Source organism: Streptomyces sp. NPDC087310, from assembly GCF_044744405.1.
GTDB lineage: Bacteria > Actinomycetota > Actinomycetes > Streptomycetales > Streptomycetaceae > Streptomyces.
Genome location: NZ_JBIUYF010000005.1, coordinates 509,368 through 527,096, shown reverse-complemented (window position 1 = coordinate 527,096; position 17,729 = coordinate 509,368). Strand labels below are relative to the sequence as shown.

17 protein-coding genes and 1 pseudogene are annotated in these 17,729 nt (G+C 72.7%); 9 read left to right on the top strand and 9 right to left on the bottom strand.

All coding sequences use genetic code 11. From position 1 onward, the window contains the following. The first annotated feature begins 7 nt into the window (after positions 1 to 7). Together ACIO3P_RS21550 and ACIO3P_RS21545 are read left to right on the top strand one after the other, a co-directional pair. Positions 8 to 979 carry an ATP-binding cassette domain-containing protein gene (locus ACIO3P_RS21550; protein WP_401853068.1) on the top strand — a complete coding sequence of 324 codons (972 nt, stop codon included), beginning with the start codon at positions 8 to 10 and terminating at the stop codon, positions 977 to 979. Next, positions 976 to 1,827: an ABC transporter permease gene (locus ACIO3P_RS21545; protein ID WP_401853067.1), complete on the top strand. Its 852-nt coding sequence runs from the start codon at positions 976 to 978 to the stop codon at positions 1,825 to 1,827. Before ACIO3P_RS21550 ends, ACIO3P_RS21545 begins: the two co-directional genes overlap by 4 nt. Before the next feature lie 87 nt (positions 1,828 to 1,914). Here the strand turns inward: ACIO3P_RS21545 and serC are convergent, their stop codons facing one another. The 7 genes from serC to ACIO3P_RS21510 all read right to left on the bottom strand — a co-directional run bounded on the left by serC (position 1,915) and on the right by ACIO3P_RS21510 (position 8,659). Next, positions 1,915 to 3,033, bottom strand: a complete 1,119-nt coding sequence (gene serC, locus ACIO3P_RS21540; RefSeq protein WP_329824972.1) for a phosphoserine transaminase — start codon at positions 3,031 to 3,033, stop codon at positions 1,915 to 1,917. Between the two features lie 106 nt (positions 3,034 to 3,139). Further along, the gene (locus ACIO3P_RS21535; RefSeq protein ID WP_401853065.1) at positions 3,140 to 4,381 is read right to left on the bottom strand and encodes a cytochrome P450; all 1,242 of its coding nucleotides are present in this window, start codon (positions 4,379 to 4,381) and stop codon (positions 3,140 to 3,142) included. A 65-nt stretch (positions 4,382 to 4,446) separates the two neighbouring features. Next, positions 4,447 to 5,733 carry a cytochrome P450 gene (locus ACIO3P_RS21530; RefSeq protein ID WP_329824974.1) on the bottom strand — a complete coding sequence of 429 codons (1,287 nt, stop codon included), beginning with the start codon at positions 5,731 to 5,733 and terminating at the stop codon, positions 4,447 to 4,449. Next, the gene (locus ACIO3P_RS21525; RefSeq protein WP_401853064.1) at positions 5,730 to 6,398 is read right to left on the bottom strand and encodes a GTP-binding protein; all 669 of its coding nucleotides are present in this window, start codon (positions 6,396 to 6,398) and stop codon (positions 5,730 to 5,732) included. Before ACIO3P_RS21525 ends, ACIO3P_RS21530 begins: the two co-directional genes overlap by 4 nt. Further along, positions 6,379 to 6,771: a DUF742 domain-containing protein gene (locus ACIO3P_RS21520; protein ID WP_329824976.1), complete on the bottom strand. Its 393-nt coding sequence runs from the start codon at positions 6,769 to 6,771 to the stop codon at positions 6,379 to 6,381. Before ACIO3P_RS21520 ends, ACIO3P_RS21525 begins: the two co-directional genes overlap by 20 nt. Beyond that, positions 6,768 to 7,223, bottom strand: coding sequence for a roadblock/LC7 domain-containing protein (locus ACIO3P_RS21515; RefSeq protein WP_401789157.1), 456 nt, complete (start codon positions 7,221 to 7,223; stop codon positions 6,768 to 6,770). The genes ACIO3P_RS21520 and ACIO3P_RS21515 overlap by 4 nt, the downstream gene beginning before the upstream one ends. Then, positions 7,220 to 8,659, bottom strand: a complete 1,440-nt coding sequence (locus ACIO3P_RS21510; RefSeq protein ID WP_401853062.1) for a sensor histidine kinase — start codon at positions 8,657 to 8,659, stop codon at positions 7,220 to 7,222. Before ACIO3P_RS21510 ends, ACIO3P_RS21515 begins: the two co-directional genes overlap by 4 nt. Positions 8,660 to 8,927: 268 nt before the next feature. Here ACIO3P_RS21510 and ACIO3P_RS21505 point away from each other — a divergent pair, with 268 nt between their 5' ends. Both ACIO3P_RS21505 and ACIO3P_RS21500 read left to right on the top strand, forming a co-directional pair. Next, complete coding sequence (locus ACIO3P_RS21505) at positions 8,928 to 11,921, top strand: FAD-binding and (Fe-S)-binding domain-containing protein (protein WP_401853059.1); 2,994 nt, start codon at positions 8,928 to 8,930, stop codon at positions 11,919 to 11,921. Between the two features lie 17 nt (positions 11,922 to 11,938). Next, positions 11,939 to 12,143, top strand: a pseudogene (locus tag ACIO3P_RS21500) (VOC family protein); the annotation flags it as partial. Between the two features lie 251 nt (positions 12,144 to 12,394). On the opposite strand, the gene ACIO3P_RS21495 reads toward ACIO3P_RS21500, so the two are convergent. Next, complete coding sequence (locus ACIO3P_RS21495; protein WP_329824981.1) at positions 12,395 to 12,946, bottom strand: TetR/AcrR family transcriptional regulator; 552 nt, start codon at positions 12,944 to 12,946, stop codon at positions 12,395 to 12,397. Between the two features lie 250 nt (positions 12,947 to 13,196). Here ACIO3P_RS21495 and ACIO3P_RS21490 point away from each other — a divergent pair, with 250 nt between their 5' ends. Both ACIO3P_RS21490 and ACIO3P_RS21485 read left to right on the top strand, forming a co-directional pair. Next, on the top strand, positions 13,197 to 13,499 hold the full coding sequence (locus ACIO3P_RS21490) for a hypothetical protein (protein ID WP_401853057.1): 303 nt from the start codon (positions 13,197 to 13,199) through the stop codon (positions 13,497 to 13,499). Positions 13,500 to 13,609: 110 nt separating this feature from the next. Next, positions 13,610 to 14,581 (top strand): endonuclease/exonuclease/phosphatase family protein, encoded by a 972-nt coding sequence (locus ACIO3P_RS21485; protein WP_401853257.1) that lies wholly within the window; start codon positions 13,610 to 13,612, stop codon positions 14,579 to 14,581. Between the two features lie 13 nt (positions 14,582 to 14,594). On the opposite strand, the gene ACIO3P_RS21480 is transcribed toward ACIO3P_RS21485, so the two are convergent. Further along, positions 14,595 to 14,978, bottom strand: a complete 384-nt coding sequence (locus ACIO3P_RS21480) for a helix-turn-helix domain-containing protein (RefSeq protein WP_329824984.1) — start codon at positions 14,976 to 14,978, stop codon at positions 14,595 to 14,597. Between the two features lie 115 nt (positions 14,979 to 15,093). Between ACIO3P_RS21480 and ACIO3P_RS21475 the strand changes: the two genes are divergently transcribed. The 3 genes from ACIO3P_RS21475 (at position 15,094) to ACIO3P_RS21465 (ending at position 17,714) form a co-directional block, all read left to right on the top strand. Further along, complete coding sequence (locus ACIO3P_RS21475; protein ID WP_401853054.1) at positions 15,094 to 16,002, top strand: NAD(P)-dependent oxidoreductase; 909 nt, start codon at positions 15,094 to 15,096, stop codon at positions 16,000 to 16,002. Positions 16,003 to 16,058: 56 nt separating this feature from the next. Then, positions 16,059 to 16,655 carry a TetR/AcrR family transcriptional regulator gene (locus ACIO3P_RS21470; RefSeq protein ID WP_401853053.1) on the top strand — a complete coding sequence of 199 codons (597 nt, stop codon included), beginning with the start codon at positions 16,059 to 16,061 and terminating at the stop codon, positions 16,653 to 16,655. A gap of 177 nt (positions 16,656 to 16,832) precedes the next feature. Then, positions 16,833 to 17,714: an SDR family NAD(P)-dependent oxidoreductase gene (locus tag ACIO3P_RS21465; RefSeq protein WP_401853051.1), complete on the top strand. Its 882-nt coding sequence runs from the start codon at positions 16,833 to 16,835 to the stop codon at positions 17,712 to 17,714. Positions 17,715 to 17,729 lie beyond the last annotated feature (15 nt).

The following is a 17,729-nucleotide window of genomic DNA, read 5'->3' as shown; positions in this document are numbered from 1 at the left end:
GGCTGGGGTGACTGTGGTGGCCGTGGGCGAACAAGCGGTTCTGGCGGAGGGCATTCAGAAGCGGTACGGGGAGAAGCGGGCGCTCGACGGCTTCGATCTCGCCGTGCGGCGGGGGACGGTGCACGGGCTGCTCGGGCCCAACGGGGCGGGGAAGACGACGGCGGTCCGGGTCCTGGCGACCCTGCTGCGGTTCGACGGCGGGCGGGCGGAGGTGGCGGGCGTCGATGTGGCGCGCGCCCCGCGAGCGGTCCGTAGCCGGATCGGCCTGGCGGGGCAGTACGCGGCGGTCGACGAGATTCTGACCGGGCGGCAGAATCTGGAGCTGTTCGGCCGGCTCTTCCATCTCGGCGGGAGACGCGCGGCGCTGCGCGCCGGCGAGCTGCTGGAGCGGTTCGACCTGGCGGAGGCGGCGGACCAGGGCGTCGGCGGGTACAGCGGCGGGATGCGGCGGCGCCTCGACCTGGCCGCGTCGATGATCCTCGCCCCGCAGGTCCTCTTCCTGGACGAGCCGACGACGGGGCTCGACCCGCGGGGGCGGGGAGAGGTCTGGGCGGCGCTGCGCGCGCTCGTGGCGGACGGCACGACCGTGCTGCTGACCACGCAGTATCTGGAGGAGGCGGACAGGCTGGCCTCCCGGATCACGGTCATCGACCAGGGCCGGGCGATCGCGGACGACACCCCGGCCGAGCTGAAGAACACCGTCGGGGGCGACCGGATCGAGGTGGTGGTCGCGGAGGCCGGCGACATACCGGCGGCGGTGCGGGCGGTGGCCCGGGGCGCGGGAGGTGACGCGCGGGTGGAGACGGATGACGAGAAGCGCCGGGTGCACGCGCCGGTGCGCGACCGGGTCGCGGCGCTGACAGAGGTGGCGCGGACGCTTCAGGACGAGGGGATCGCGGTGGAGGACATCGGGCTGCGGCGACCGAGCCTGGACGACGTCTTCCTCCAGTTGACGGGAAAGGAGATGGCGGCGGCATGAGCGCCACCCTGAAGGACAGAAGCGCCGGCGTGGCGGATGACGGGTACGGGGCCGGTCGCGGCCGGGCGTACTGGGCGGTGGTCGACTGCTGGACGGTCGTACGGCGCTACCTCACCCACTTCCAGCACCAACCCTCGTCCATCGCCTGGCAGTTGGGTTTCCCGATCATCTCCGTGCTGCTGTACGGGTATGTCTTCGGCAGCGCGATGCGGGTGCCCGGCGGCGGGGACTACCGGCAGTTCCTGATGCCGGGGATGTTCGCCATGACCATGGCCTTCGGCTTCATGAACACGGCGGCCATCGTGGCGACGGAGCGTACGAGAGGGGTCATCGACCGGTTCCGGTCGATGCCGATGGCCCCCTCGGCGGTGGTCACGGGACGGGGCGTCGGCGACCTGATCACCGCGTGCGCCGAACTGACGATCCTGGCCGCCACCGCGCTGGTGATCGGCTGGCGTTCGAGCGGCGGTGTGCTGAACACGCTGGCGGCGTTCGGGCTGCTGCTGCTCCTGCGCTCCGCGCTGATCTGGGTGGGGGTCTGGCTGGGACTGCTGGTCCCCGGCCCCGAGCAGGCCGGCAATCTCTTCGCCGTCGCCTTCCCGGTCACCACGATATCCAGCATCTTCGTGGCGCCCTCGCTGATGCCGGACTGGCTGGGCGCGGTGGCCGTCTGGAACCCGGTGTCGGCGACGGTCACGGCGACGCGCGAGCTGTTCGGCAACCCGGTGGCGAGCGGGGGCTCCTGGCCGGAGGAGCACGCGCTGTTCCTGTCGGTGGCCTGGCCGCTGGTGCTGACGGCGATATTCGTCCCCCTCGCGGTGAGGAGGTTCCAGGGGCTCGGGAAATGAGCGACGGGCCCCGGCGCACACAGGACAGTGTCCAAGCGCCGGGGCCCGCACGGGACCACGAGAGCCGCCGGAGCGGCCGGGATGGTGTCAGAGACGCTCGATGACGTAGTCGACGCAGGTCGTCAGGGCCTCGACGTCCGCCGGGTCGATCGCCGGGAACATGGCCACGCGGAGCTGGTTGCGGCCGAGCTTGCGGTACGGCTCGGTGTCGACGATGCCGTTGGCGCGCAGCGCCTTCGCCACAGCGGTCGCGTCGATCGCGTCGTCGAAGTCGATCGTGCCGATGACCTGCGAGCGCTTCGCCGGGTCGGCCACGAACGGCGTCGCGTACTTGGACGCCTCGGCCCACCCGTACAGGTTCTGGGAGGAGGCGGCCGTGCGGCCGACCGCCCAGTCCAGGCCGCCCTGGGAGTTGAGCCAGGTGAGCTGCTCGTTGAGGAGGAAGAGCGTGGCGAGCGCCGGGGTGTTGTACGTCTGGTTCTTCAGCGAGTTGTCGATCGCCGTCGGCAGCGAGAAGAACTCCGGGACGTGACGGCCCGAGCCGTGGATGCGGGCGGCGCGCTCCAGGGCGGCCGGCGAGAAGACGGCGATCCACAGGCCGCCGTCGGCGGCGAAGGACTTCTGCGGGGCGAAGTAGTAGACGTCCGTCTCGGTGATGTCCACCGGCAGACCGCCCGCGCCGGACGTCGCGTCGACCAGGACCAGCGACCCCTCGTCGGCGCCCGCGACCCGCTTGACGGGCGCCGCGACACCCGTGGAGGTCTCGTTGTGGGTGAAGGCGTAGGAGTCCACGCCCGCCTCGGCCACCGGGTCCGGGTGCGAGCCGGGGTCGGCGGAGATGACGGTCGGGTCGGCCAGCCACGGCGCGAGCTTGGCCGCCTTGGCGAACTTGGAGGAGAACTCACCGAAGGAGAGGTGCTGCGACTTGTTGTCGATCAGTCCGTGCGTCGCGACGTCCCAGAAGGCGGTGGAGCCGCCGTTGCCCAGGATGACCTCGTACCCCTCGGGCAGCGAGAAGAGGCTGCTCACTCCGGAGCGTACGGAGCCGACCAGGTTCTTCACCGGGGCCTGCCGGTGGGACGTGCCGAGGAGAGAGGTACCGGTGGCGGCCAGCGCGTCCACCGCCTCCGTCCGCACCTTGGAGGGGCCTGCGCCGAAACGGCCGTCGGCGGGCTTGATGTCAGCGGGAATCTGGATATCGGCCACGGGCCGGAGCCTAGCCGTTCCCGAAACGGGACGGAAACGTGTCCGTCGGATGAGACACCCCGCTCACACCCCGCTCAGGCCCCCGCCGGTACTCCTCGCTCCTCGCTCACACCCCCGTCAGGTGGACGGGGAGGTCGAACAGATCGTTCTGGGTGACCACGGGCTTGTTGCGGAGCTCCGTCGCCGGTACCGCCAGGCGCAGGCAGGGGAAGCGGGCGTACAGCGCGGGCAGGGCCACGGCCGCCTCCAGCCGGGAGAGGGCCGCGCCCGGACAGATGTGCGGGCCGTGGCCGAAGGAGATGTGGCGGTTGGGGGTGCGGGTCGCGTCGAAGCCGCCGGCCGCCGGGCCGTGCTGCTGTTCGTCGCGGCCGATCGCCCCGTACGACACGATCAGCGCTTCACCCTCAGGGAGGACGGTGTCCCCGACGGCGATGTCCTCCGTCGCGAACCGGAAGAGGACGTGCGAGGTGGGGGAGGACCAGCGCAGGGTCTCCTCGATCACGTTCTCCCACGGGATCGTGCCCGCCAGCACGAGCGCGCGCTGTTCCGGGTGGGTCTCCAGGGCCACCACGGCGTTGACGATCAGGGTGATCGTCGTCTCGTGGCCCGCCGCGACCATCACCATCAGGGTGTTGCGGATCTCGTCCGCCGTCAGCCGGTCGCCGTCCTCCGACGCGGCGATCAGCGCGCTGGTCAGGTCGTCGCCCGGCGCCCCGCGCCTGGTCTCGACGACCCGGGCGAACAGCTCCCCGAGGTCCGCCATCATCCGCGGGACCTCCTCCGGCGGAGTCTGCGTCGAGAAGAACTTCTCGTACAGCTCCTTCAGCCGGGGATGGTCCGCGGGGTCGACGCCCATCAGCTCGCTGATGACGTTCATGGGCAGGCGGTACGCGAACTCCGCCTTCAGGTCGACCGGTCCCCGCGGCCGCCGGGCGAGGTCGTCCAGCAGGGCGGACGTCAGCTCCTCGATACGGGCGCGCAGCCGCTCCACCCTGCGGACGGTCAGCACCTGCGCGACCAGTGCCCGCAGCCGGCGGTGGTCCGCGCCGTCCACGGTCAGCAGGGAACGGCCGGGGTTGGCGAGCCCGATCAGCGGCCAGTCCAGCGGGATCTCGCCGCGCTGCCACGCGCTCCAGACATCGATGTCCTTGACCAGCCGGGCGTCCGTGAGGAGCCGGCGTGCCTCGGCGTGGTGCGTCACCGCGTAGCAGGGCACCCCGCCGGGCAGCACGACGCGGGCCAGCGGGCCGGCCGCCCGGAGCGCGGCGCTCTCGGCGTTCAGGTCGGTGACGAGCGGATCCAGCACGACCGGGGCGGGACCGGTCCGGTGTGCGTGGGGACAGTTCATGCCGTGCCTCCGTGAGCGATTCGTCATCTGTGAGCGATTCGTCAGCAGCCGAACGGGTCAGGCGGTCAGTACGCGGGTCCGTACACCGGGGTGGGGGTGAAGAGCACCGGGAGCTCCGCGAGCCCCCGCTGCCAGGGCGACTGGCGCCAGGTCAGCGACTCGGCGGTGACGGCGAGGTCGATGTCGGGGAGCCGGTCGAGCAGCACCTCGATGCCCGCGCGGGCCACGACCTCCGCGATCTCCTGGGCCGGGAACGGGCAGCGGTGCTCGCCGTGCCCGAAGGAGAAGTAGGCGTTGTTGCCGCCGGTGAGCGTGGAGCTGTCCGTACGGACCTGGGGGTCGTAGTTGGCGCCCGCGATGCCCAGGATCAGCATGTCGCCCGCCTTGATGTGGCGGTTGCCGAGGCTGGTGTCGCGGGTGGCCCAGCGGCCCGCGACGTTCTGGGTGGGGGCGTCCTCCCAGAGGACCTCGTTCATGGCCTCGGCGACGCTGTGCCGGCCGCCGGAGAGCGAGGCGGCGAAGCGGTCGTCGGTGAGCATCAGCCGCAGCGAGTTGCCGATCCAGTCGGCGGTGGGCTGATGGCCCGCCACCATCATCACCATCAGGTCCTCGGTGACATCGGTGTCGGTGAAGCCGCGGGTGTTGCGGAGCATCCGGGAGACGACGTCCTGGCCGCCCACGACATGCTTCTCCCGCAGCAGCGTGGCCACCGACTCCGCGAGGAAGCGCTGGCCCGCCAGCGCGCCCGCGCTGCCGTCGGTCAGGTCGTTGAGCGCCTTGACGATGGCGGGGCCCTGCTCGTCGGGGAAGCCGTAGATCCTGGCGAGGACCCGGACGGGGAGGAGCTTCGCGTACTGGGAGATGATCTCCGTACGGCCCTCGGTGCAGAAGCCGTCGATGAGCTCGTCGGCGAACTCCTCGGCGTACCGCTTGAGGACGAACGGGTCGACGGCCTCCAGCGACTCGCTGATCATCCCGGCGCGCCGGCGGTGCTGTTCACCGACGGTGTAGAGGACGGACCCCTGGTCGCGGCCGATCATCGGCGCCATGGGCCAGTCGTCGGGGACGTGGTCCCACTGGTTCCAGAGGGCGGAGTCGCGGCTGAAGAGCCCGGGGTCGTTCGTGACCTGGTGCAGTTCGCGGTAGCCGAGGACCAGCCAGGCCGGGAGGCCGCCTTCGAGGAGTACGGGGGCGACGGAGCCGTGGTCGCGCCGCAGCTCCCGGTAGAGGCCGGTGGGGTCGGTCCGGTGGCGGGAGCTGCCGAGGGGGACGGCGCCGTTCCCGAACCCGCCGCACGCGGCCCGGCCGGCCCCGGTCCCGTCGCTGCCGGTGTCCTGGTCCGGTGTCGTCACTGCGTGCCCTCCGAGGACGGGTCGATCGCGTCCGCGGCGTTCTTCTCGGCCAGGGCGGACAGGGTGTGCAGGTGCTCCACGAGCGTGATCAGCACGTACTTGCTGGACGAACGGTCCCGCGCGTCGCACTCCACCATCGGCACGTCCGACGCGATGTCCAGCGCCTCGCGGATCTGCTCCTCCGTGTGGAGCGGCCCGCCGAAGTCGTTGCACGCCACGATGAACGGTGTGCCGTGGTGCTCCAGGCGGTCGATGGCGTACCAGGAGTCGGCGAGCCGGCGGGTGTCGACGAGGACCACCGCGCCGAGCGTTCCGGAGAAGAGCCGGTCCCAGAGGTACCAGAAACGTTCCTGCCCGGGGGCGCCGAACAGGTAGAGCACCGACCGCTTGTCGAGGGATATCCGGCCGAAGTCGAACGCGACCGTGGTCGAGGTCTTCCGGCGCAGCCCGTCGAGGTCGGCGAGTTCGTCGATCCCCTCGCCCGCGCGGGTCATCGTCTCCTCGGTGTTGAGGGGACGGATCTCACTGACGGAACGGACCATGGTGGTCTTCCCGACGCCGAAACCACCGACGACGACGATCTTCAGACCGTTGTCGGCGGTACTGGCGAGGGACGGACCGCCCGGCGAGGAGCCGGTGGGCCGTTCAAAGGTTGCGGAGTCCAACGAGCACCTGCTCCAGGATGTGGGGATCGGGCAGCCGGCCGGCCGAGCGATCCGTACGGGGATGACGAGCGCTGATCCGGCCCGTGTCGAGCAGGTCGGCGAGCATGATCCGGACGATGCTGCCCGGCAGTTGGAGCTGGGCGGCGATCTCCACCACGGCCGTCGGGGTCTGGCACATGCGCAGGATCGTGACGTGTTCCGACTGCATGCCCGGGGTCGGATCGGACTCCGCGACCACGAGCGTCACCAGGTCGAACATGTCCGAGTCCGACCGGCTGCGCCCTCCGGTGAGGGTGTACAGCCGGTCGGGGGATTCGTCCCGGCCGGGGCGCCCCGGGCGCCCGGAGGGTCCGCCGGGACCCGAGCCGCTCATACGGAGCCCGTGGCGCCCGTGCCCGTGGTACTCGGGGTCGGGGACGAGGACGCCGAGCGCGGGGGCGTGGTGAGGTGCTCACCGAGCTGCTCGACGAGTTCGCTCATGTTGTGCCCGACCAGGCCGACATCGGAGTCCTCGGCGGCGACGACCGCGAGATGGGCGCCCTCACCGGCCTCCACGATCAGCAGGAGGCCGCCGTAGAACTCGGCCATGGCGGACCGTACGCCGCCCTGCCCGTTGCCGAACTCGACGGACGCGCCGTGCGACAGGCTCTGGATACCGGCAGCGATGGCGGCGAGCTGGTCGGCCTGGTCGACGGAGAGTTCGGGCGTACGGCACAGCCTGAGGCCGTCCCGGGAGAGGACCAGCGCGTGGCGGGTGCCGGGGGTGCGCTGGAGCAGGTTCTCCAGCAGCCAGTTGAGCTTCTCGTCGGTGGGGGTGCCGTTCATCGGGAATCGCCTTCCGGATCCGGGTGCGTGGTCGTGGCCGGGCGTTGCGGGTTGTCCCGTACGGCCTTGCGGAAGCTGCTGAACCGGGCCGCCTGGACGGCCGGGCTCGTGACGGGTGTCGTGGGTGCGGGGGACGTGGCGGACGCGCCCTCGCCGGTACGGCGCATGGAGGCGGCGAGGGTACGGCCCCGGCGTCGCTTGGGCAGCCCGCTCTCGCCCAGCTCGGGGGCGGGTTCGGAGGTGGGTGCGGAGGCCGGGGCGGGCTTCGCGGCGGGTTCGGGGTCCGGGTCCGGGTCCGGGGCCGGGGCGGTGGGCGGCGGCGCGTCCGCCGCCGGGTCCGCTGCCGTCGGCTCCTCCCTCGGCGGGGGCGTCCGATCCGATGCCGCCGGGGGAGGAGCCGATGCCGATGCCTTCGTTGGCCTCGGTGCCGCCGGGGCTCCCGGGCGCAACTGCGTGATCAGATCCTGCGGCAGCATCATCAGCGCGCCCGTACCGCCCCGCGCCGACGGCCGGAACGAGACCGTCAGCCCGTGCTTGCGCGCCAGCCGGCCGACCACCGCGAGCCCGAGCCGGGTGCCCGACAGCCCGCTGAGGTCCGACGGCACCGCCGTGACGGCCTGTTCGGCGCGGCGCAACTGGACGTCGCTCATCACCAGGCCGCTGTCCTCGACGGTGATGACGATCCCGGCCGGCACCTCCTCCACGTACACATGGACCTCGGCGGTCGGCGGCGAGAAGTTGGCCGCGTTGTCGAGGAGTTCGGCGAGCGCGTGCATGACGCCCTCGGCGGCGTGCCCGGCGATCGCGACCTGGCTCGTCGAGTGCAGCCGTACCCGCTGGTAGCCGCTGATCCGGCCCATCGCGCCGCGCAGGATGGACTCCATCACGATCGGCTTCGCCCAACGCCGCCCGGAGCGCGCGCCGGTCAGCACGGCGAGGGAGTCGGCGAGCCGGCCCGCCTGCGCGGTGCGGTGGTCGAGATGGAGCAGATCGCCGAGGACGTCCTCGTCGGTGTGGCGGTGCTCCATCTGGCGCAGGTCGGCGAGCATGCCCGTCGCGAGCGCCTGCATCCGCCCGGCGGCGTTGGCGCAGGCGGAGAGGGCGGCGGCGCGGTGGGACTCGCTGCGGGAGACGGCGTCGGCGCCGCGCCGCGCGTCGGCGACGGCGTGCCGTACGTCCTCGGCGGCCCGCTCGACGTCGCCTTCGAGCCGCTCGATCCGTGCGGCGAGCCGGGCGTTCCGCTCGCGGAGCTGCTCGCGGGTGGCCGTGAGGTGCGCGACGGCGGTGACAGCGGCGACGAGCGCCGCCGCGCCGCCCCAGGCGAGCGGCGTCCGTACGGCGGTGGGGGCGTCGGACACGGCCCACAGACAGAGGAGGCCGCTGACGGCAGCCGATATCAGCAGGGCCGGTGCGGTGAACCGGAGTGAACGGCGCAAATTCGGCTACCTCGGAGACGGAGCGGTGGGGGGAGGAGCAGGGCGGACGCGGACGGGGATGGGGCGCGGCGGGCGGTGTACCCCTCAGGTAACCATCCGGGGATTCCCGGGGGGACCACGGGGAGACTACGTAACGTGCTCAAACGGTGGCCACTATATGAGAATTGACGATCAGATTGGGAGGTTCCTGTCCGCTTTCTTCTCCCGTCCCGGGGTGGTGGAGATCGAAAACCTCGATCAGCCCGCGCTCCGGGGGCATCCTGGAGACATGGCCGATCAGGTTGAGCAGCGTGAATCGACAGCAGCGGCGCTCTATACGTCCACTACCCTCGCGCAGGAGCTGAAATCAGCCATGCGCGGTGAGGTGGACTTCGGGGCGGCCACACGGGCCCTCATGACCATGGACGCGTCCAACTACCGCCGGGTTCCGGTCGGCGTGGTCGCGCCCCGCGACACGGCGGACGTGGCGGCGGCCCTCGCGGTCTGCAGAGAGCACGGCGTACCGGTGGTGCCACGCGGCGCGGGCACGTCCATCGCCGGACAGGCCACGGGCGTCGGGGTGGTCCTCGACCTCACCCGCCATCTGCGCTCCGTCGTCTCGGTGGACGCGCGGGCCCGTACGGCGGTCGTCCAGCCCGGCGTCGTCCTGGACGATCTGCGCGCCGCCGCCCGCCCGTACGGACTGACCTTCGGCCCCGATCCGTCCACCCACAGCCGGTGCACGCTCGGCGGGATGATCGGCAACAACTCGTGCGGATCGCACTCGGTGGCCTGGGGCACGACCGCCGACAACGTCCACGAGCTGTCGGTCCTGACCTACGGGGGCGAGGCGCTGCGCCTGGGCCGGGGCTGGGGTCCTGACGCGGGCTCCGGCATGGGCTCCGGCATGGGCTCCGGCACGGGCTCCCCGCCGATGACGGGCGCGCCCGCCGGGCTGCGCGCGCTGGTGGACCGGAACCTGGCGCTCCTGCGCACCGGCTTCCCGGCCGCGATGCCCCGCCGGATCTCCGGCTACGCGCTCGACGCGCTCCTCCCCGAGAACGGCACCGACCTGGCCCGCGCCTTCTGCGGCAGCGAGGGCACCCTCGGCGTCGTCACCGAGGCGACGGTACGGCTCGTCGAGTCGCCCGCCGCCCGCGCCCTCGCCGTACTCGGATACCCGGACGAGAGCGCCGCCGCCGAGGCCGCCGCCGGGCTGCTCCCGTACGGCCCGCTCACCGTCGAGGGCATGGCCGAGGACCTGGTGCGCGGCGGCCACGACCTGCCGCGCGGCGGGGCCTGGCTCTTCGTGGAGACGGGTGGCACGACCTCCGCGGAGGCGCGCGCCCGCGCCGAGGAGATCGTGCGCGTGGCCGACGCGCTCGACGGCGCCGTCGTGACCGACCCGGCCGGGCAGCGGGCGCTGTGGCGCGTACGGGAGGACGCGGCCGGCACGGCGACGCGCATGCCGGACGGCAGCGAGGCATGGCCCGGCTGGGAGGACTGCGCGGTCCCGCCCGCCCGACTCGGCACCTATCTGCGGGAGTTCAGGGCGCTGCTGGGCGAACACGGCCTGCGCGGCACGCCGTACGGGCACTTCGGCGACGGCTGCATCCATGTCCGTATCGACTTCGACCTGTTGAGCGAGGACGGCGTACGCCGCTTCCGCCGCTTCTCGGAGGAGACGGCCGAACTCGTCGCCGCGCACGGCGGCTCGCTCTCGGGCGAACACGGCGACGGGCTGGCCCGCGCGGAGCTGCTGCCGAAGATGTACGGGGACGAACTGGTCGGCCTCTTCGGGGAGTTCAAGGACGTCTGGGACCCGCGGGGCGGCCTGAACCCGGGCGTCCTGGCCCGTCCTGCCCGCCTCGACGAGAACCTGCGCTTCTCCGTACTGCCGCGCGAGCCCGTCGACGTCGCGTTCGGCTACCCGCACGACGGACCGGACGGAGGCGACTTCTCGGCGGCCGTACGGCGCTGCGTGGGCGTGGCCAAGTGCCGCGTGGCAGGGCCGAGTTCGGGCGAGAGCGTCATGTGCCCCTCCTTCCGCGCGACGGGCGAGGAACAGCACTCGACGCGCGGACGCGCCCGGCTGCTCCACGAGATGCTCGCGGGCGAGGTGGTCGACGGCGGCTGGCGCTCGACGGAGGTACGGGACGCCCTCGACCTGTGCCTGTCCTGCAAGGGCTGCCGCAGCGACTGCCCGGTGGGCGTGGACATGGCCACGTACAAGGCGGAGTTCCTGCACCACCACTACGCGGGCCGGCGGCGCCCGGCGGCCCACTACGCGATGGGATGGCTGCCGCTCTGGCTCCGGCTGGCGGCGCCCTTCGCCCGCGTACTGAACGCGGCGGCGCGGGTCCGGCCCCTGGCGGCGCTCGCGAAACGGCTCGGCGGGATCGCCCCCGAGCGGACGATCCCGGCGCTGGCGCCGCAGACGTTCGGACGGTGGCTGCGGCGCAGGCGGCGGACCGAGAGCGAGGCGGCGAGGAGCGGCGGGCCGAAGACGGTGCTGTGGCCGGACACCTTCACGGAGTACCTGTCGCCCTCGGTCGGACAGGCGGCGGTACGGGTGATGGAGGCGGCGGGCCTCGACCTCGTGACACCGGGGGCCCCGGCGGGGAGCGGGGACGGCGGAGGCGGCAGGGGCGGCAAGGGCGGCGGCCGGGTCTGCTGCGGGCTCACGTATGTCTCCACGGGCCAGCTCGACCGCGCCCGTACGGTCATGCGCCGCACCCTCGATGTGATGGAACCGCTGCTCGACGCGGGCCTCCCCGTCGTCGTCCTCGAACCGAGCTGCGCCGCCGCGCTCACCACGGACCTCCCGGAACTCCTCGGCGACGACCCCCGCGCGGCCCGCCTCGCCGCGTCCGTCCGCACCTTCGCCCAGGCGCTGGAGGAGTGCGCCCCGCAGTGGCGGCCACCGCGCCTGGACCGCGCGGTCGCGGGCCAGACCCACTGCCACCAGCACGCGGTCCTGGGCGACGCGGCGGAACGCCGGCTGCGGGAACGGGCGGGCCTCTCCGGTGCGTTGAGCGGCGGATGCTGCGGGCTGGCGGGCAACTTCGGCTTCGAGAAAGGCCATTACGACGTATCGGTGGCCTGCGCCGAGGACCAACTGCTGCCCGCGGTCCGCGCGGCCGGGGACGGTACGGAGATCCTGGCGGACGGCTTCTCCTGCCGTACCCAACTGGCCCAACTGGACGGCACCCGGGCCCGGCACCTGGCGGAGGTACTGGCGGAGGCGCTGGAGAAGCCACGGGAGAAGCCACCGGAGGACTGACCTCTCCCGTACCCGCCGCGGTGCGCCCGGACTCGGTCGACGGTCCACGGGACACCCCCTGGAACACCCGCGATGTGGAGGTGATCACCCCCGAGAACGCACGGATCGTGTTCACCGCGGCGAAGCCCTTCGAGCCCGGCCGGTCAGGAGGCGCGGAACCTGGCGGCCGTCGGGATCCACCCACCGGGCGCCGGCCGCGGCGACGATGAGGAGCATGCCTGACCGCCGGATACCGGCTCTGCACCGCCGGAGAGCTGGCACGCCCAGGCCCGTCAGCGCTACGGAGACACGGCTACGGAGACACGACGCAGTGGCTTCAGTACGCCGAACGCTCGGCTACGCGCGGCCCGGAGGAATGGCAGGCCGTCGACGCCGCCGCGCGCGCCCACGGCAGCGACCCCGACACCGCGACCTGGCAGTAGAGCGGGGTCCGGACGCACTGCGCGAGCCCAGCGGGATCCCAACGACATGCCCTACGCGCGCAGCCCGTCGCTGACGACCGCGACGATCGGGTCCAGCGCGCGCCCCTCCCCCCGGGTCATGCAGGCGGCCATCAGCGTCTGGACATCGGCGAGGGCGACGTCGGCGCGCACGGCGCCGGCCTTCTGGGCGCGGTCGAGCAGGCTCTCCATGCGGTCGCACAGCAGGTCGAGGCCCATACGGTCGGGCCGGGCGCCCGGGTCCTCGGCGGCCGTGGCCAGGTGTTCGGCCAGCCCGCGGTCGGACGCGCCCGCGTGCACGATGGCGGCGAGGAACAGGAAGAACGCGGCACCGGGCTCCTCCTGCTCCGCGAACGCGTCGGCGCGGGCGGAGAGTTCCTCCATCCTGCCGCGCAGGATGGTCGCGAACAGATCTTCCTTGGTGGGGAAGTGCCGGCTGACGGTACCGGTGCCGACCCCCGCGCGCCGCGCGATCTCGTGCACGGGCACGGAGAGTCCCTCGGTCGCGAAGATCTGAGCCGCCACTTCCAGCACATGGGCCCGGTTGCGTCGTGCGTCGGCGCGCAGTGGCGGCTGGTTCGTCATGATTCTCCTCGCGGCGCGGACAGCCGGGACGGCTGTCCCGTATTCCAGGCAAGCGGGATGCTTGTCCCGATTCTAGGAGATATCGCCAGGTCTCACCAGACCCGGGGTGCCGAGAACGTCCCCGACCAGCGCGGACGTACAGCGGTGGTCATTGATGCCCATATGCCCCTTCGGGTGTGCCGTGCGCCCTGCGCGCTGTGCCGGTACGATCGGTGAGGAATTTGAACCCGTTCAAAAGGGGGAACCGGTCATGCCCGAACCGACCGTGCCCGTACCCACCGTGCCCGTACCGGCCGACTCGCCCGCCGCCGCCCTGGGGCCTACCGCACTCGTCCTCGGCGTCCTCTCCGCCGTGGGTGCCTGCGTCCCGGCGCTCACGCTCGTCACGCTCCCCTGGACGATCATCGGCGGAGCCCTCGCCGTCACGTTCGGCGCGGCGGGCATCCACTACGCCCGCCACGGCACCGGCCGCCTGTGGGCCGCCGCTACGGGAACCGTCCTCGGCGCTGTCGCCCTCGCCGCCGTCGCGACGCTCATCGGTGCGTTCGGCTGACGGACCGTCCGCGTGCCGAAAGTGAAACTCACGCGCCTGATGACTCGTCTTGGGAAGTGAGAGCAGACGGACGGGACATCAGGGTGGAGCAGGTGCGGGCAGGCGGCGGTGTGACATCGGCGGCGAGACCGGCGAGACCGACGAGACCGGTGTCAGCGGTGGGCCGGCGGGGGCGGGTGGTGGCCGGGCCGGCGGTGGTGACGGGCGCGCTGCTGGCGTTCCACCGGGCCGTGCCCAACTCCGTCGGCCGGCTGGGGAGTCTGCTGGAGGCGTTCCTGCCCTGGCTCGGTGTGGTGGTCGTGGTGCTGCTCGGGCTGGCGTTGTGGCGCCGCTCGGCCGTGGCGCTGGCGGCCCTGCTCCTGCCGGTGGCCGCCTGGACGTACCTGTTCGGCGGGCTGCTGCTGCCCGGGGCTGAGCCGGAATCCGACGACCTGGTGGTGGTGCAGCACAACGTCAGCGACGAGAACGCCGACCCCGCGGGTACGGCGCGTGCCCTGGCCGGTGCCGGGCCCGATCTCATCGCGCTGGAGGAGCTGGTGCCCCCGGCGCTGGCGGTCTACGAGAAGACCCTCGCCCCGGACTACCCGCACCACGAGGTCCGGGGCACCGTCGGACTCTGGTCGAAGCACCCGCTGGCCGATACCCGGCTGCTGGACATCAAACCCCGGGGGATCGGGGAGGGTTGGAGCCGTGGGCTGCGGACCGTGGTCGACACACCGCGGGGCGAGGTCGCCGCGTACGTCGCGCACCTGCCCTCGATCCGTGTCGGGGCGAGCGGTCTCGCGTCCGCCCTGCGGGACGAGAGCGCCGGCCTGCTGGGGGAGGCGGTCGCCGCCGAGAAGGTGAAGGCGGTGATTCTGCTCGGCGACCTCAACGGCACGGTCGACGACCGGGGCCTCGCCCCGCTGACCTCCCGGCTGAACGTGGCGGAACGGGGCATGGCCTTCAGCTTCCCCACCGCCCTGCCGCTGGCCAGGATCGACCAGGTCATGGCCCGTTCGGGGACGGTCGCCGATATCCGTACGCTGCCCGCCACCGGCAGCGACCACCTGCCGGTGGCCGCCCGGGTCAGGCTGGACTGAGGCCGGACTCCGTTCAGACGGCGTCGGCGCCGTGGGAGGTCTCGGCCACGTCGACCATGGCGGAGCCTTCGCGGCGTATCCGCTCGACCCCCCAGGCGCCGAGCGGCCCGAGCGCCTGGTTGAGCGTCTGCCCGTGCTCGGTCAGGGAGTACTCGACGCGGGGCGGCACCTCCGCGTACACCTGCCGGTGCACGAGACCGTCCGCCTCCATCTCGCGCAGGTGCTGGGTCAGCATCTTCTCGCTCACTCCCGGCAGCCCGCGGCGGAGTTGGGCGAAGCGGCGTACGCCATGGGCGTCGAGTTCCCAGAGGATCAGCCCCTTCCACTTGCCACTCACCACGTCGAGCCCGGCGTCGATGCCGCAGATGTAGGGCCCGAGTCTCGACGTCCTGGCCATCGCTGATCTCCTTGCTCACAGGTGACTTGAAGGCGCGTACCGCTTACGAGAAGGTAAGTACCGCAGAAAATAGTGGGTACTTCCGAGAATAGTGGCGCCCTCCGAGCATGGAGGGGTGAACGAACAGCAGAGACACACCACGCGGCAGAACAGCGCTGTCACCGTGATCGGCCTCGGCCCGATGGGGCGGGCGATGGCCCGCACCCTCCTCGCCGCCGGCCACCCGGTCACCGTCTGGAACCGCACCGCGAGCCGGGGAGACGGCCTCGTCGCCGACGGGGCGAGGCGCGCGGCGGCCCCCGGCGAGGCGGTCGAGGCGAGTGACCTCGTGATCCTCAGCCTCACCGACTACCGGGCGATGTACGACATCCTCGGCGGCGCCACCGCGTCGCTCGCCGGCCGGACGCTGGTCAACCTGAGCTCCGACACCCCGGACCGCACCCGCGAGGCAGCCGCCTGGGCGGCGGGGTACGGCGCCGCCTTCCTCACCGGGGGTGTCATGGTCCCGGCGCCGATGGTCGGCACGCAGGCGTCCTCCGTCTACTACAGCGGCCCCGCCGAGGTGATGGAGCGGCACCGCGCGGCGCTGACCCCGCTCGGCGGGGCGCGGTATCTGGGCGAGGATCCGGGGCTCGCCCAGATGATGTACCAGGCCCAGCTCACGGTGTTCCTCTCCACCCTGTCCGCGCTGATGCACGCCACCGCGATGCTGGGCACCGCGGGCATGAAGGCCGAGGAGACACTGCGGGAGCTGCTCCCCTTCGTCGACTCGATCGGCGCGATCTACCGGGCCGGCGAGGAGACCCCCGGCGCCGCGCTGGACGCCGGGGAGCACCCCGGCAGCCTCAGTACGGTCACCATGATGGGCGCGACGTCCGACCACATCGTCGAGACCAGCACCTCACTCGGCCTCGACCTCGCGCTCCCCCTGGCCGTACGGGCCCACTACCGGCGCGCGATCGAGGACGGGCACGGCGGCGACAACTGGACCCGCATCATCGACGGCATCCGGGAACCGCGCTGAGCGACGGCGGGTCGGGGAACACCCGCCCGGCCGCGGCCCGTCGTTATGCTGAAGCCGTGACACCGGGAGCCGAGCGGGGGACAGCAGGGACTGCGGGGACGGGACTGCGCGCGGACGCCGCGCGTAATCGTGCCCGGGTGTTGCAGGTGGCCCGTGAGCAGGTGGCGGCGGGGGACGACTCGCTCCAGTTGAACGCCATCGCCCGGCTCGCCGGGGTCGGCGTCGGGACCGTCTACCGGCATTTCCCCAACCGGCACGCCCTGGTCGAAGCGCTGTCCGTGGAGCGCTTCCGGGCGCTTGTCGACGAAGCGCGGGCCGCCGCCGCGGAGGACGGGCCCCTCGCGGGTCTGCACCGCCTGCTGCGGTTCGCTCTCGACCGCTTGTCGGACGATCCCGGATTCGCGGCCGTGCTGGAATCCGTCAGCGACGCCGAGGCGCGGACCTCGGAGCTGAGGGCCGAGCTGGACGGCGCGGTCGCGGACCTGCTCGACCGTGCCCGCCGCGCCGGTGCCATCCGGCCCGACATCGAGGCGGACGACGTACGCCGCCTGCTGTGCGGCATCGACCACGCCGTACGGTCCGGGGAGAGCGGCCCCCGGTATGTCGAGATCTACCTCGACGTCCTTCTTGAGGGCCTGCGCCCGCCGCGCTGAGGCGCCCTCTCCTGAACCACCGTAACCACCGTGGCCGGGGACGGACCCGGCCCGACGGCGCCGCCCCACTCCCTGGCGCCGCCCCACTCCCTCCTAACCGGATAGTCATCCGGTTATGCTACTGTCCCGACGTCAAGCGGATAGTTATCCGCTCATGGATACGGTGGAGGGCGCCCTGTGGAGCAGCGGGCAGTAGTGACGGCCGGTACCGGAGGGATCGGGCTGGAGACCGCGGTGGGGCTGGCGGCGGCCGGGCTCTCCGTCACCGTGGTCGGCCGCGACGCCGGCCGCGGCGCCCGCGCGCTGGAGCGGATCAGGGCGGTCGCCCCCGCGACGGAGCCCGCGTTCGTGGCGGCGGACCTCGCGTCGCTGGACGGTGTACGGACGCTCGCCGGGCGGCTGGCGGCCGACGGGCCGCTGAAGGTCCTGGTCAACAACGTCGGCGGGATGTTCGCTGACCACCGGCGGACCGTCGACGGCATCGAGGCGTCGTTCGTCCTCAACCACCTCTCGCCGTACCTGCTGACCGAGCTTCTGCTCGACCCGCTGCGCGCAGCGCGGCCGAGCCGGATCGTGAACGTCAACTCCGCCGCCGTCCGGGCCGCGAAGCCCCGGTTCGACGCCGTCGAGCCACCGGGCGGCTACTACGGCTTCCACTGGTACGGGCGGGCGAAGCTCGCCAACCTCGCCTACACCCTGGACCTGGCGGAGCGCCTGCGGTCCACCGGCGTCTCGGTCTTCGCGGCCGACCCCGGCGGCGCCGCCACCGAGATGACCGACCACGGCACGGCCGGCTCGTCCGCGATCGTCTCGCCGGGGCTGCGCCTGGTGTGGCCGCTGGTCCGCCGGGCCATCGAACGCTCCACCTCGGGCCCCGCGTCGCTGGCCGCCCGGTCGTCCGTCTTCGCCGCCACCGACGCCTCCCTCGACGGGCGGACGGGCCTGCTCATCGGGGCCCGGTCCCGTCCCGTGTCCCCGCACCGCAGGAGCACCGACCGGCGCACGGTCGATGACGTCCTCCGGCTCAGCCGGCAGTGGGCGCCCGTCACCTCCGGCTGACCTGTGTGCCGTTCC